The following is a 13,946-nucleotide window of genomic DNA, read 5'->3' on the forward strand; positions in this document are numbered from 1 at the left end:
CGCGATTTCCTGGCGCTTTAGCCCCCCGGCTCGCCTTCGATGTTCTTGTCCGAATGAGCCGTCGTGTGCGGTTCGGTCGTCTGCGCATTGCGGTCGGCCATTTCTTCCGCAATGGCTTCTTCCGCCTCGTTTTCCGGCTCTTCCGTCTCGTCGATCAGAGCTGCGCCGACGATCTGTTCGCCCTTCGCGACGTTGAAGATGCGCACGCCCGAAGACCCGCGGCCCGAGATTGAGAATCCTTCATGGTTGTCGAAGCCGCCTTCGACCATGTGGCGGAATTGGATCGGCAGGCGGATCAGCTTGGCCTGGTCGGTCACCAGCATGAGCTGCGATCCGTGCTTGACCGGGAAGCTGGCAACCACTGGCCCGTTCCGGTCGGGATTGCTGGCCGGCTCGCCGATATTGGTCAGGCCCATCCCGCCGCGACCGATGGTGCGGTATTCGTAGGCGGAAGAGATCTTGCCATAGCCATTGGCGGTTACCGTAAGGATGAATTCCTCCGCCTCTGCCAGCTCGGCAACCTTTCCGGCATCGAGCGTCGCTTCGTTCTCGTTGTTCTTCCACCCGGCCGCGCGCAGGTAGGCGTCACGGACCTCGGTATCGCGTTCCCCTGCGTCCAGCACGGCCATCGAGACGACCTTCTGGCCTTCCTTGAGCTTCATGCCGCGTACGCCAATGCCGGTACGGCTCTTCGTTTCGCGGGCGTCGGTAGCCGAGAAGCGGATCGCCTTGCCGGAATCGGAAGCGAGGAAGATTTCCTGCTCTTCGGTCAGCAGTTCGACGCCGATCAGGCGGTCACCGCTCCCTTCGACAAATCCCATCGCGTATTTGCCGTTGGTGGGTACGTTGGTGAACGCGTCCATCGAATTACGGCGCACCATTCCCTGTTCGGTGGCAAAGACGATGTTGAGATTGGCCCACTCGCTCTCGTCTTCGGGCAGCGGCAGCACGTTGGTCACGCGTTCCTCGTCGCCCAAGGGAAGCAGGTTGACCATCGGCCGACCCTTGGTGGTCGGACCGCCTTCGGGCAGCTTCCACACCTTCATCCTGTACACTCTGCCGGTATTCGTGAAGAAGAGCACCGGATTGTGCGTCGAAGTGACGAACATTTCGACGACGGCATCCTCGTCCTTGGTCGCCATGCCCGAGCGGCCCTTGCCGCCGCGCGCCTGCGCCCTGAAGGCCTGGAGCGGGGTGCGCTTGATGTAACCGCCGTGGGTGACAGTCACGACCATGTCTTCGCGCTCGATAAGGTCTTCGTCCTCGAGACCGTCCCAAGCGGGCGCGATTTCGGTGATCCGAGGGGTGGCGTAGGTAGCGCGAATTTCCGTCAGCTCCTCGCGCATCACGCCGTAAAGCTTCACGCGGTCGGCGAGGATCGAGAGATACTCTTCAATTGCCAGGCTCAGTTCCTTGAGCTCGTCGCCGATCTCGTCGCGGCCCAGCGCGGTCAGGCGGTGGAGGCGCAGGTCGAGGATGGCCTTAACCTGGCGTTCCGAGAGACGATAGGAGCCGCCTTCCTGTTCGGCGCTCGGCTCGATCGCTTCGACGAGCTGGATGTACTGCGCGATGTCGCCGATCGGCCATTCCTTCGCCAGCAGCTTGGCGCGCGCATCGGCCGGATTGGACGACCCGCGGATCATCGCGACGACCTCGTCGAGGTTCGATACGGCCACCACGAGGCCGAGCAAGATATGCGCGCGTTCGCGTGCCTTGTTCAGCTCGAACTTGGTGCGGCGGGTGATGACCTCTTCACGGAAGCTGATGAAGGCCTGCACGAATTCGCGCAGCGTAAGCACTTCGGGACGGCCGCCGCGGATGGCCAGCATGTTGGCCGGGAAACTCGCCTGCGCGGGCGTGTATCGCCAGATCTGGTTGAGCACGACTTCGGGCGAGGCATCGCGCTTCAGGTCGACGACGACGCGCACGCCTTCGCGGCTCGATTCGTCGCGAATATCGGAGATCCCCTCGATCCGCTTGTCCTTGGCGGCTTCGGCAATCTTTTCGACCAGCGCGCTCTTGCCGACCTGGTAGGGAATGGAGGTGAGAACGATCGACCGTCGGTCGTTCTTGCCGGTTTCCACATCGTGACGCGCACGCATGAGGATCGAGCCGCGACCGGTGGTGTAGGCCGCACGGGCACCAGACTTGCCAAGGATGAGCGGGGCAGTCGGAAAATCCGGTCCCGGAATGATCTCGAACAGTTCCTCGCTGGTGATGGCCGGATTTTCGATAAAGGCGAGGCAGCCGTCGATCACCTCGCCCAGATTGTGCGGCGGGATATTCGTGGCCATGCCGACCGCGATGCCACCTGCGCCATTGACCAGGAGGTTGGGGAAGCGTGCCGGAAGGACCGTCGGTTCCTGGCGCGAGCCGTCGTAGTTGTCGACGAAATCGACCGTGTCCTTGTCGAGGTCGTCGAGCAGCGAATTCGCGACACGGGCAAGGCGCGCCTCGGTGTAACGCATCGATGCCGGCGGATCGGGGTCCATCGAACCGAAGTTCCCCTGGCCGTCGACCAGAGGCACGCGCAGCGACCAGTCCTGGGTCATGCGTGCGAGTGCATCGTAAATCGCCGCGTCGCCATGCGGGTGGTAGTTACCCATCACGTCGCCGACGATCTTGGCGCTCTTGCGATACGGCCGGCCGGCAACGAAGCCGCCTTCCTGGCTGGCGAAGAGGATACGGCGATGAACCGGCTTCAGGCCGTCGCGCACGTCGGGAAGCGCGCGACTGACTATCACGCTCATCGCGTAATCGAGGTAGCTGGTCTTCATCTCGTCGACGATGTCGATGCGAGCGTATTCGGCGCCGGGGGCCGGGGGGTCAATCAGGTCGGTTTCGTCGGACAAGACTTATGTATTCCGTGATCTGTGATCGGGATATGGATTGCAGCCAGAACCCTAGGCGAAATGCCGTTCTCGCGCCACTTTTGGGCGTGTCTGACAGGGGTGTTGGGGAGCTTTTTCCACATATGGATAGCCCGATTGCCCATATCGGACCTGAACGGCGGGAACGAGCATCATTCAATGACCATTCAGCGCCAAAACCCTACAAGATTTGCAATGAGAGCGTTAAAAGGCCAAGTGCCGCACCGTTGAGAGAATTCCGGCGCTCACCGCGCTCATTCCCCCTATCCACTCTTGGGAGTTACATGATGATTTTCACCCGTATTTCCAAGGCCTCGCGTCCGTCGTCGGCGCTGGCTCTGGCCCTCGTTCTTGCCGCGACCGGCACTGCAGGCGTTTTCGCGCTCGAGCAGCCCGCTTTCGCGCAAAAGAAGAAGAAAGAGGAAAAGCCTGCTCCGAAGAGCTACTCCAAGGAGTTCATCGCTGCCTACCAGCCGCTGGCCGATGCCGTGAACGCGCCTGCGCCGGACTATGCAACCATCAACGCGCAGCTTCCGGCGATGAAGGCCCTCATCCAGTCGAATGACGAGCGGATGGTTGCCGGCAACCTTATCTACAACGTCGGCACGAAGAACCAGAACCGCGCTCAGCAGCTTGAAGGCGTGGAGCTCATGCTTGCTAGCGGGCAGGTTCCGGCTGAAAGCCAGGGCCAGTACAATCTTCTGGCCGGCCAGTTGGCCTACAACGAGAAAGATTACGCGAAGACCCGCACCTACCTCATGAAAGCTGTCGAACTCGGCTATACCGAAAGCGAGCCTCAGGGTCTCATCGCCGAATCCTATTTCGCCGAAGACAATCACGCTGCCGGCCTGAAGTACTTGGCCGAAGCGATTGCTGCCGAGGAAGCGGCGGGCAATCCGGTCAACGAACAGTGGGTCCGTCGCGGCCTGCAGATGGCCTATAATAACCAGATGGCCGAAGAACTGGGCCAGTTCGGTCTGCTCTTCGTCAAGCATTTCCCCTCGACCCAGAACTGGGGGGAAGTGATCGCCATCACCGCGTATGGTGGCGGTTGGCAGAACCCCGAGATCCTCGATCTCGTCCGTCTGGCCCGTTCGGCGAAGGCTATGCGCGACGAACGCATGTATGCCGACTACATCGACAGCGCGGACTACCGCCGCCTGCCGGGTGAAGTCGTTGCCGTCATCGACGAAGGCTATGCCCAGGGTACGCTCAAGAAGACCGACACCTACGTTGCCGAAGTCCGCGGCATGGCGGCTGAACGCGCCAAGACCGACCGTGCCGATCTTGCGGGCCTGCTGACCAAGGCGAAGGCTTCGACCGATGTGAAGTCGATCGTAACCGGCGGCGACCTCGCCCTCAGCTACGGCGATTATCCTGCGGCTGAATTGCTCTACACCAAGGCTCTGGGCATGCCGGGCGTCGATGCCGGCCTTGCTCGCACGCGTCTCGGCATTGCGCAGCTCGAACAGGGCAAGGCTGCCGAAGCCGTCGCAACGTTCAATGCCGTGGAAGGCAAGCGCGCTGCGATCGCCCGGCTTTGGGCAACCTATGCTGCGGAAGAAGCCGGCATCTAAGCCTGACGCTTCAGCGCCAATTACAAAGGCGGCGCGGGTCCATCGGATCCGCGCCGTTTCTCTTATCTAGCGCAGGCGCTTTACCCAGACGGTGTTGTCGCGCCGTTCGACCTTGAACTGCTCCATCGCCTCGAACAGGTCCGAGAGGCGCTTGAAGCCGTAATTGCGCACATCGAAGCTCGAGCGGTTGCCGGCAATCTGGCCGACCTCTCCCATCTGCGCGAAACCTTCGTCGTCGCGCCGGGCCGCCTTCCAGGCGGTCCCGAGCAATTCGACGAGTTCTTCATCCACATTCGACTTGGCCTTGCTCGCCTTTGTCTTGGACGTGTCAGGCTCGTCCGATGCTCCCTTGATGAGGGCGTCGATATCGATGAAGCGCGTGCAGGCGCTCTTGAATGCGCCGGGCGTCTTGTTCGTGCTTCCGAAGCCGTAGACGATCAGGCCATCCTGCCTAAGGCGCGTGACCAGCGGCGTGAAATCGCTGTCGGAGCTCATGATCCCGAAGCCGTCCACCTTGCCTTGGTACAGCAGGTCGATCGCATCGATCGTCATGGCCATGTCGGTGGCATTCTTGCCGGCGGTCAGGTCGAACTGCTGCTGCGGGCGAATGCCGTATTTGTGGGTAATCGTGTCCCAATTGGCGAGGTTGTTCTTGGCGAAATTGCCGTAAGCCCGCTTGATGTTCACCTGGCCAAGCTCGGCCATGACAGTGAGAACGGGATCGATCCCCCTGGGGGATGTGTTGTCCGCGTCGATTAGCAGCGCAATGTTCTTGAGTTCTTTTTCAGGCATACAGCGTCACATGGTCGCCTTGCCGAAGGTGCGCAAGTCACTTGGCCGGTTGGAACTGGCCGCTCTCCTCGTCGCGGACATAAAGCACGCCTTCGGCAATGGAGAAGAACGCGCCGCGTAATTTCAGCGTGCCGTCGGCTTCCTTCTCGCGGACGCAAGGGAAGGTGCGCAGATTGGCGAGACTCACGCCGACTGCCGCCATTTCCATTGCCCGTTCGGCTTCGCGACCTTCCGTCCCGTATTTCGCCGCAACTTCGTCTCGCGCCTCGTCCAGCATCCGGACCCAGTTGGCGATGAAGCCGCCATCCCCGGGAGCGGTGCCGTGCAGGTCGCGCGTCAGTGCCGCCTTGCAACCGCCGCACATTCCGTGACCCATCACGACGATCTGGCGCACGTGGAGGAACTGGATGGCGAATTCCAACGCAGCCGATACGCCGTGCTGGCCCGGCGAGATCTCGAACGGCGGGACCAGTGCAGCGACATTGCGCACGACGAAAATCTCGCCCGGATCGACATCGAAAATCTGGGCAGGATCGACGCGGCTGTCGGAGCAGCCGATGATCATCAGCTTGGGGCTCTGCCCTTCGGCGACCAGTCGGTCGTAGCGTTCGCGCTGCTCTGGATAGCCGTCGGCGCGGAAGCGGTGGTAGCCGCGCAGGAGTTCCGTGAACTCGGGCATCAGAACCGCTCCCCGCGGATCACTTCCACATCCCACATCGTCAGCAGGAAGCCGTGCGAGGTGAGGATGGGAGCAAGCGCTTCGGCCAGTGCATTGGCATTTTCCTGCGAGGCAATGGTCACGACGAGGTTCTTGTCGGTCCCCATGACGCGTTCCTCGCGCCAGCGTCCCTCACGTCCCTTGCCGGAGGTGACGGGCAGGACTGTCCATCCGGTGATCCCGACCTCGTCGATGATTGAGGTCACGCGCTTTACCTGCGCCTGGTCCGCTAGGATTTCTATTCGCTTGCGGATGACTGTTTCGATCATGGGATGGCTGCTCCGGTACCGGTCAGCATGCCTGCCAAGGCGCCGATCAGGCCGATGTTTACGAGGACGTTGAAGGGGAAGGTAATGCTGAGCGACATGGTCAGGTAGATGCCGGGATCCGCTTCAGGCAGGGCGAGACGCATGGCCGCCGGCACCGCGATATAGCTTGCGCTGGCGCACAGCACGCCGAGCGCAGCTGCCGAGCCGGCATCGAGGCCTATTCCGACACCCAGCGCGGTCCCCAGAGCGCCGTTCAGCAGCGGAAGGAAGATAGCGATGACGACCAACCGCCAGGTGAGCGCACGCGAATCCATTATGCGCCGTGCAGCAATCAGGCCCATGTCGAGCAGGAAGAGGCAAAGGATGCCCTTGAAGAGGCCGTCGAAGAACGGACGCACCGGGTCGAACCCCTGAGGACCTGCAACCATGCCGATGAAGAATGCACCGAGCAGCAGGACAACCGACGGATTGAGCAGGACCTCGTGCGCGAGTTCCTTCTTGGTCTGACCGCTGTCCGATCCGATCCCGCGGGCAAGGAGAAGGCCGGCAAGAATGGCCGGGCTTTCCATGGAAGCCATCACGGCCACCATGTACCCTTCGGGCGGGATGCCTTGCATCGTATAGATCTCGACCGCGGTCACGAAGGTGACGACGCTGATCGATCCGTAATGGGCCGCAACGGCACCTGCGTTCAGCCGGTCGAGGCGCCCGAAGCCCTTCAGCAGCCAAAAGGCGTAGACCGGCATCACGAAACCTGCGGCAATCCCGGCAGCAAGTGCGGCGAGCACAGTACCGTCGAGGCCGGATTCGGCGACTTCGATCCCGCCCTTCAGGCCGATCGCCGCCATCAGGTAGAGCGACATGCCTTTGGCGATTGCTTCGGGGATTTCGAGGTTGGAGCGTGCAAACGCAGCCAGCAAGCCGAGGACGAAAAACAGAATGACCGGAGAGGTCAGTGCCTGAATACCCATCGCTTCCATGCGGCGCGCTTAGTCCAGCCTTTCCGCAACGGCAAGCATGGCCATTGCGGTTGTCAGCCCCTTTCCCTAAGTGGGCCGCGCAATGAACGATCTCTCCTCCGCTCCCGCGCCCGAGGGCGAAGCTCCTCGCAAGCAGCGCAAGCCCGACTGGATTCGCGTCAAGGCCCCGGTCAGCAAGGGCTATCAGGAAACGCGCAAGCTCATGCGCGACCTCAAGCTGAACACGGTGTGCGAGGAAGCAGCCTGTCCGAATATCGGCGAATGCTGGGACAAGAAGCACGCCACGGTCATGATCCTGGGAGACGTCTGCACGCGCGCCTGCGCTTTTTGCAACGTCAAGACCGGCATGCCGCGCATGGTCGATTCGATGGAGCCGGAAAACGTCGCCATCGCGGCGGGCCAGATGGGCCTCGAACACATCGTCATCACGAGCGTCGACCGGGACGATCTTCCCGACGGCGGTGCGGGGCAATTCGTCAAGGTGATCAAGGCACTGCGCCGCGAAACGCCTAACACGACCATCGAAATCCTGACGCCCGATTTCCGCGGCAAGATGCGCGCGGCGGTCGAGGCCATCTGCGAGGCCGGACCGGACGTCTACAACCACAACCTCGAGACCGTGCCGCGGCTTTACCCGACGATCCGGCCGGGTGCGCGCTACTACGCGTCGCTCCGCTTGCTGGAAGAGGTGAAGAGCCACGACCCGATGATCTTCACCAAGTCCGGCATCATGCTCGGCCTCGGTGAACAGCGTCTCGAAGTGCACCAGGTCATGGACGACATGCGCAGCGCGGATGTCGATTTCATCACCATGGGCCAGTATCTCCAGCCGACCCCGCGCCATGCCAAGGTCGAAGATTTCGTCACGCCGAAGGCGTTCGCGGCCTATGGCTCGATCGCCCGTGCGAAAGGCTTCCTGCAGGTCGCTTCCAGCCCGCTGACGCGTTCGAGTTACCATGCAGGGGACGACTTCGCGCAGATGAAGTCTGCCCGTGAAGAGCGTCTCGCAAAGGAGCGGGCGAGGGCGAACGGCTGATGCCGGGCATCCGGGAGACCCGACGCCTTCCCTACAGCTGCGAACAGATGTTCGATCTGGTCGCCGATGTGGGCAGCTATTCCAAGTTCCTGCCCTGGGTGGTTGCAACCCGCATTCGCAGCGACAGCGAGACCGAAATGGTCGCCGACATGCTCGTCGGCTTCAAGGCGATCCGCGAGAAGTTCACCTCGCGCGTGGTCAAGCGTCGCCCAGAATTCATCGAGGTGTTCTATGTTGATGGACCCCTGAAGGACCTCGACAACAAGTGGACCTTTACCTGCCTTCCCGATGGCGGATGCGAGATCGACTTCTGTGTCGATTTCACTTTCCGCAACGCCATGTTCGAGGCCTTGGCAGGTCAATATTTCGACCGTGCATTTCGCAAGATGGTCGAAGCTTTCGAAAAGCGGGCGGACGAACTCTACGGCCGCGAGAACGCCGCAGCCAACCTCTAGGGCAGCAGCAATTCCAGCGCGCAGAGCGTCGCTTCGCGCCGCACGTCTGCGCGCGAAGTAGGCTCGAAGCTTTTCAGCTCGCCTTCGGGCTCGCCTTCCTGGCCGCGAACGACCTTGGCGAAGACGACGGTTCCCACCGGTTTCAGCTGCGTGCCGCCACCTGGACCTGCAACCCCGCTGATAGCCACTGCAACATCTGCATCGCTGCGGGCGAGGGCGCCCTTGGCCATTGCCCAGACACACGCGATCGAAACGGCACCGAACGTCTCGATGATGTCTAGCGGTACGCCGAGCAGTTCCATCTTCGATTCGTTCGAATAGGTGACGAAGCCGCGATCGAGCACGGCGGATGAGCCGGCGATCTCGGTCAGGGCCGCCGCGACAAGGCCGCCGGTGCAGCTCTCGGCCACCACCACCTTGCGCCCGGCAGCTGTGTTTTCCTCTATGACCCGCTTGGCGAGATCATCGATATCCGTGGGTAGTAAGGTTTCGAGCGCCATGCTCTCCTCGCAGTATCAGTCGCGAATGACGGTAGCGACGGCCTGGGCGGCGATACCTTCGCCCCTGCCGGTGAAGCCCAGCCGTTCGGTCGTCGTCGCCTTCACGGATATGGCAGCGATGTCAACGCCGAGAAGTTCCGCTATCCGGCATCGCATGGCCTCACGGTGGGGACCGATCTTGGGCGCTTCGCAGATGATCGTCAGATCGATGTTGCCGATCCCGTAGCCTGCTTTGGCAGCAAGTCCCGCGGCGTGCTGGAGGAAGCGGTCGCTGCTCGCGCCGCGCCACTTGGGGTCGGAAGGGGGGAAATGGTCGCCAATGTCGCCCATCGCAACTGCGCCCAGGATCGCATCGGTAATCGCATGGAGCGCGACGTCGGCATCGCTGTGTCCCGAAAGGCCCTTTTCGTGTTCGATGCGGATGCCGCCGAGCCACAGTTCCTCGCCTGCGACCAGGCGATGTACGTCGAATCCGCTTCCCATGCGTACGAGGGGCAATTCAGTCACGAAATCCTCCGCGAATGTAAGCTTCTTGAGGGCTTCGCTTCCCTCCACAAGAGCGATAGCTCCACCCGCTGCTCGCAAGACCTGCGCATCGTCGCCAGCATCCTTCGGGCCGGTCCAGGCGTGATGCGCGGCAAGTATATCTGCATACCGGAATGCCTGCGGTGTCTGGACTCGGCGCAGTGTCTTACGATCCGCCGTACCGGCCATTACGCCGCCTGCGTCGATGGCGAGGCTGTCGACCACTGGGACCACTGGAATGGCCCCGGGATGTGCACCGAGCGAAGACAAGAGACGCGCCACAACCTCAAGTGGCAAAACCGGACGCGCGGCATCGTGGATTAGGACGCGTTCGGCACCACTCAGTGCTTCTAGCGCGTTCAAGACAGAAGCCTGCCTTGTCTCGCCGCCCGTGACGAACTGGACATCCAAGCCCCACAGAGCAGCTTTCGCTATGTCCTCTCCGCCTTCCGGGATCGCGACGACCACCGATGATGCCCCCGCGCTCAACAGCGTTTCGACCGAGTGCCTCACGACCGGCTTGCCGCGCCACATCGCGAATTGCTTGGGGAGCGGCTGCCCGGCGCGCAGGCCCTGGCCTGCAGCTACCACGATGGCGGCGAACGGGGGGAGGGGGGCGACACGGGACATGGCCCTCGCGCGCTAGCGGCTTGCCGTTTTCGCTGCAACGCACTATGTGGCTGCCCAATTATTAGGCACACGCAAAAATGAGCGCTCACCCCCTTCCTCCGGTACCCCCGAAGCCGATCTCCGTCGGCAATGTCGTGATCGACACGCCGGTCGTTCTTGCGCCCATGACAGGCGTGACCGACCTGCCGTTCCGCAAGATGGTCCGGCGTTACGGATCGGGCCTCAACGTGACCGAAATGATCGCCAGCGAGGCGGCCATTCGTGAAACGCGCCAGTCCGTGCAGAAGGCTGCCTGGGATCCGATCGAAGAGCCCGTCTCGATGCAGCTCGTGGGCTGCGATCCGTCGAGCATGGCTGAAGCCGCCAAGCTTCAGGAATGCAACGGCGCGGAAATCATCGACATCAACTTCGGTTGCCCGGTCCGCAAGGTGGTGGGCCAGCTCGCCGGTTCGGCGCTGATGCGCGAAGTCCCGCTGGCTACCAAGCTCATGGAAGCGACCGTGAAGGCGGTGAACGTACCGGTCACGGTCAAGATGCGGATGGGCTGGGATCATTCCGACCTCAACGCCCCCGAACTTGCCCGTATTGCCGAAGACCTAGGCGTGAAGATGGTTACCGTCCATGGTCGCACCCGCAACCAGATGTACAAGGGCAGCGCCGACTGGGCCTTCGTTAGCAAGGTCAAGGATGCGGTTTCCATTCCCGTGATCGTCAACGGCGATATCTGCACGATCAATGATGCCGCCAAGGCGCTCGAGCAGTCCGGGGCGGACGGTGTCATGATCGGACGCGGCGCTTACGGAAAGCCCTGGTTGCTCGCGCACGTCATGCACTGGTGGAAAACGGGCGAGTTCCTCGCCAGCCCCAGTTTCGACGAGCAATACGACGTGATCGTCGAGCACTACCAGGACATGCTCGAACTCTACGGCGAGGATGTCGGGGTCAAGATCGCTCGCAAGCACCTTGGCTGGTACACCAAGGGGATGCACGGCTCGGCCGAGTTCAGGAACCGGGTGAATTTCATCGACCAAGCACCTGTTGTTCTTGATGAACTTGAGCGGTTCTTCGAACCATTTCTGAAGCGGCGCGCTGCATGATCGAGGCGCCGTCGGCGTCCGACCAGATCGCCGGAATGGTCTTTGCGGTGTTGCTCGTCGATCCCGACGGGCGGGTCCGCGAAGCCAATCCGGCGGCGGAGGAGCTGCTCGGTCGCAGTGCGAGGCGTATCCTCGACGAACAGCTATTCGAAATCATGGCCATCAGGCCGGAACGCGTGGCGGAGGCGGTCCTGACCACCGAAAGCCAGCTGATCGCGCGGGGCCTTACACTGACTGCCGCCGGAAACGATCACATCGTCAATCTCAGCTGTTCTCCGATGCATGGAAATGCTGGGTGGAAAGTCGTTACGATTTCCGACGCCGGGCAGGGTGGTAACGAGGAAGAAGACCGGGAACGGACGGAATTGCGCGCGCCTGCGGTCCTTGCGCACGAGATCAAGAACCCGCTCTCTGCCATCCGCGGCGCAAGCCAGCTCCTGTCACGCCGGACAGCGGAGAAAGATCGGCCACTCGCAACGATGATCGAAACCGAGGTCGACCGGATCGCCCAACTGATCGACCGGATGCAGCAATTGGGAAGCAGCCGCCCCGCACAAACCGGGCCTTGCAATCTGCACGAGGCCATTCGTTCGGCCATGGCCACCGTACGCGCGGGACGCAGCGATTCCTGCGAGCTGGTCGAAGAGTTCGATCCCTCGCTTCCCGCAGTGGAGGCGGATCAGGGGGCGCTCGAGCAGGTTCTGATCAACCTCATGGCAAATGCTTGCGACGCCTGCGCAGGGATAGAAGCACCGCGCATCGTGGTGCGCACCCGGTTCGTCAGCGGCCTCGTCTTTTCCGCCATCCGTTTCGGTAAGTCGGTCAGGCTGCCCATCGAAATATCCGTGATCGATCCCGGCCCCGGCATTCCTGCCGAGCTGCGCGATCACGTTTTCGAGCCTTTCGTGTCTGGCAAGCCGCATGGACAGGGCCTGGGCCTTGCACTGGTCCGCAAGCTCTTGCGCGACATGGGCGGGCGCATCTCGCACGAGCGTGACGAGCGCGCCGGACTTACCATTTTCAGGATCAACCTGCCCGTCGCGGCGAAGGAAAGCTGACCGATGACCACCCGCGTCCTTCTGGTTGAAGACGATCGCGCGATCGCCACCGTGATCACCGAGGCCTTGCGTGACGAAGGGCATGACGTCACGACGTGCAGCAGCATCGAACGGCGTGATGCACTGCTGGCGGGGCATGTGTTCGATATCATGCTGACCGACGTCATGCTGGAGGACGGCGACGGACTTGCGACGATCGATGCCGTGCGGGATGCGGCGCCCGACATGCCGGTCATCGTTTTGTCGGCGCAGAACACGCTCGACACCGCGGTACGCGCGAGCGATAGTCAGGCTTTCGAGTATTTCCCGAAGCCGTTCGATCTCGACGAATTGGCGCAGGCGGTACGACAGGCCGTCAGCCGTTCCCCCAAAGCGGAAGCAGACGATCGCGGGGAAGGCGAGGACGCGCTGCCCCTGATCGGCCGCAGCCGCGCCATGCAGGACGTCTACCGGATGATCACCCGGGTCCTGCGCAACGACCTTTCGGTCCTCGTGACCGGCGAAAGCGGTACAGGCAAGGAACTGGTCGCCGAAGCTATCCATCAGCTCGGCGCGCGCCGGACCGGACCGTTCGTTGCGGTCAACATGGCGGCAATCCCCCATGACCTGCTCGAAAGCGAACTCTTCGGTCATGAGCGCGGTGCCTTCACGGGGGCGGTTTCGCAGCAGATCGGCAAGTTCGAGCAGGCGAACGGCGGCACGCTGTTCCTGGACGAGATCGGGGACATGCCTGCAGAAGCGCAAACTCGTCTGCTGAGAGCTCTTCAATCCGGCCGGATCCGGCGTGTGGGGGGGCGACAGGAAATCGGCGTCGACGTGCGCATTATCGCGGCGACGAACCGCGACCTGGTGCCGATGATCGCGCAAGGCCGGTTCCGCGAGGACCTCTACTATCGCTTGAACGTCGTACCTATTCACCTCCCGCCACTGCGCGAACGCAAGGAGGATATTGGCGCGCTGGTGCGGCATTTCCTGTCGCAAGCGGTCGCCGAAGGCTTGCCTGCACATCGAATAGCCGACGAAGCTGTGGCACTTCTCGAGAGCCACCCGTGGAAAGGCAATGTGCGCGAACTCCGCAATGTCGTTTTCCGGCTCGCCCTTCTTGCGCGCGATGACCTGATCGACCGACAGACCATCGTGGATGCCCTGCCAAGCGCAGTAGACGCGAAAATACCCTCGTTGAAAGACGGGATCGAAGTGGCCCTGGAAGAATGGTTGTCGGACAATCCGCAGCCAGCGGGGGCACTTTATCACGGTGCCCTCGCAGCTTTCGAACGGCCCCTGTTCGAGCATGCCTTGCGCGAGACCGAGGGCAATCAGCTGAGAGCAGCACAATTGCTGGGGATCAACCGCAACACCCTGCGAAAGCGGCTGAGCGACCTGCAAATCGAACCTGAGCGGTTTTTACGACGGCGTTGATGGGCATTTCGTCGTTTTTG

13 protein-coding genes are annotated in these 13,946 nt (G+C 62.1%); 6 read left to right on the forward strand and 7 right to left on the reverse strand.

Annotation, left to right across the window (positions count from 1 at the left end):
* Window positions 1-17: 17 nt before the first annotated feature.
* On the reverse strand, window positions 18-2,852 hold the full coding sequence (gene gyrA, locus LC083_RS13085; RefSeq protein WP_226700756.1) for a DNA gyrase subunit A: 2,835 nt from the start codon (window positions 2,850-2,852) through the stop codon (window positions 18-20).
* A gap of 302 nt (window positions 2,853-3,154) precedes the next feature.
* Between gyrA and LC083_RS13090 the strand changes: the two genes are divergently transcribed.
* Window positions 3,155-4,447 (forward strand): hypothetical protein, encoded by a 1,293-nt coding sequence (locus LC083_RS13090; RefSeq protein WP_226700757.1) that lies wholly within the window; start codon window positions 3,155-3,157, stop codon window positions 4,445-4,447.
* 66 nt (window positions 4,448-4,513) lie between these two features.
* Here the strand turns inward: LC083_RS13090 and LC083_RS13095 are convergent, their stop codons facing one another.
* From LC083_RS13095 to LC083_RS13110, 4 genes are read right to left on the reverse strand one after another with little or no spacing between them, the layout of a single operon-like run.
* Window positions 4,514-5,239: an NYN domain-containing protein gene (locus LC083_RS13095; protein ID WP_226700758.1), complete on the reverse strand. Its 726-nt coding sequence runs from the start codon at window positions 5,237-5,239 to the stop codon at window positions 4,514-4,516.
* Window positions 5,240-5,276: 37 nt separating this feature from the next.
* Window positions 5,277-5,918, reverse strand: coding sequence for a carbonic anhydrase (locus LC083_RS13100; protein WP_160607085.1), 642 nt, complete (start codon window positions 5,916-5,918; stop codon window positions 5,277-5,279).
* Window positions 5,918-6,226, reverse strand: coding sequence for a P-II family nitrogen regulator (locus LC083_RS13105; RefSeq protein WP_160607086.1), 309 nt, complete (start codon window positions 6,224-6,226; stop codon window positions 5,918-5,920). The genes LC083_RS13100 and LC083_RS13105 overlap by 1 nt, the downstream gene beginning before the upstream one ends.
* Entirely contained in the window at window positions 6,223-7,197 is a 975-nt protein-coding gene (locus tag LC083_RS13110; protein WP_226700759.1) for a sodium-dependent bicarbonate transport family permease, read from the reverse strand. Before LC083_RS13110 ends, LC083_RS13105 begins: the two co-directional genes overlap by 4 nt.
* Window positions 7,198-7,288: 91 nt before the next feature.
* Here LC083_RS13110 and lipA point away from each other — a divergent pair, with 91 nt between their 5' ends.
* Both lipA and LC083_RS13120 read left to right on the forward strand, forming a co-directional pair.
* Window positions 7,289-8,242, forward strand: a complete 954-nt coding sequence (gene lipA, locus LC083_RS13115) for a lipoyl synthase (RefSeq protein WP_226700760.1) — start codon at window positions 7,289-7,291, stop codon at window positions 8,240-8,242.
* A complete protein-coding gene (locus tag LC083_RS13120; RefSeq protein WP_160607088.1) occupies window positions 8,242-8,697 on the forward strand; it encodes a type II toxin-antitoxin system RatA family toxin in 456 nt (151 codons plus the stop codon). The genes lipA and LC083_RS13120 overlap by 1 nt, the downstream gene beginning before the upstream one ends.
* On the opposite strand, the gene LC083_RS13125 is transcribed toward LC083_RS13120, so the two are convergent.
* Window positions 8,694-9,197: a CinA family protein gene (locus LC083_RS13125; RefSeq protein ID WP_226700761.1), complete on the reverse strand. Its 504-nt coding sequence runs from the start codon at window positions 9,195-9,197 to the stop codon at window positions 8,694-8,696. The genes LC083_RS13120 and LC083_RS13125 overlap by 4 nt on opposite strands.
* A gap of 15 nt (window positions 9,198-9,212) precedes the next feature.
* Window positions 9,213-10,352, reverse strand: a complete 1,140-nt coding sequence (locus LC083_RS13130; protein WP_226700762.1) for a bifunctional 2-C-methyl-D-erythritol 4-phosphate cytidylyltransferase/2-C-methyl-D-erythritol 2,4-cyclodiphosphate synthase — start codon at window positions 10,350-10,352, stop codon at window positions 9,213-9,215.
* Window positions 10,353-10,429: 77 nt separating this feature from the next.
* On the opposite strand from LC083_RS13130, the gene dusB reads away from it, so the two are divergent.
* From dusB to ntrC, 3 genes are read left to right on the forward strand one after another with little or no spacing between them, the layout of a single operon-like run.
* Complete coding sequence (gene dusB / locus LC083_RS13135) at window positions 10,430-11,449, forward strand: tRNA dihydrouridine synthase DusB (RefSeq protein ID WP_226700763.1); 1,020 nt, start codon at window positions 10,430-10,432, stop codon at window positions 11,447-11,449.
* Window positions 11,446-12,507: a two-component system sensor histidine kinase NtrB gene (locus LC083_RS13140; protein WP_226700764.1), complete on the forward strand. Its 1,062-nt coding sequence runs from the start codon at window positions 11,446-11,448 to the stop codon at window positions 12,505-12,507. Before dusB ends, LC083_RS13140 begins: the two co-directional genes overlap by 4 nt.
* Window positions 12,508-12,510: 3 nt before the next feature.
* Window positions 12,511-13,926 (forward strand): nitrogen regulation protein NR(I), encoded by a 1,416-nt coding sequence (gene ntrC, locus LC083_RS13145; RefSeq protein WP_226700765.1) that lies wholly within the window; start codon window positions 12,511-12,513, stop codon window positions 13,924-13,926.
* The last annotated feature ends 20 nt before the right edge of the window (window positions 13,927-13,946 follow it).

This window comes from Qipengyuania gaetbuli (assembly GCF_020524765.1).
In the GTDB taxonomy this organism is placed as follows: domain Bacteria; phylum Pseudomonadota; class Alphaproteobacteria; order Sphingomonadales; family Sphingomonadaceae; genus Qipengyuania; species Qipengyuania gaetbuli_A.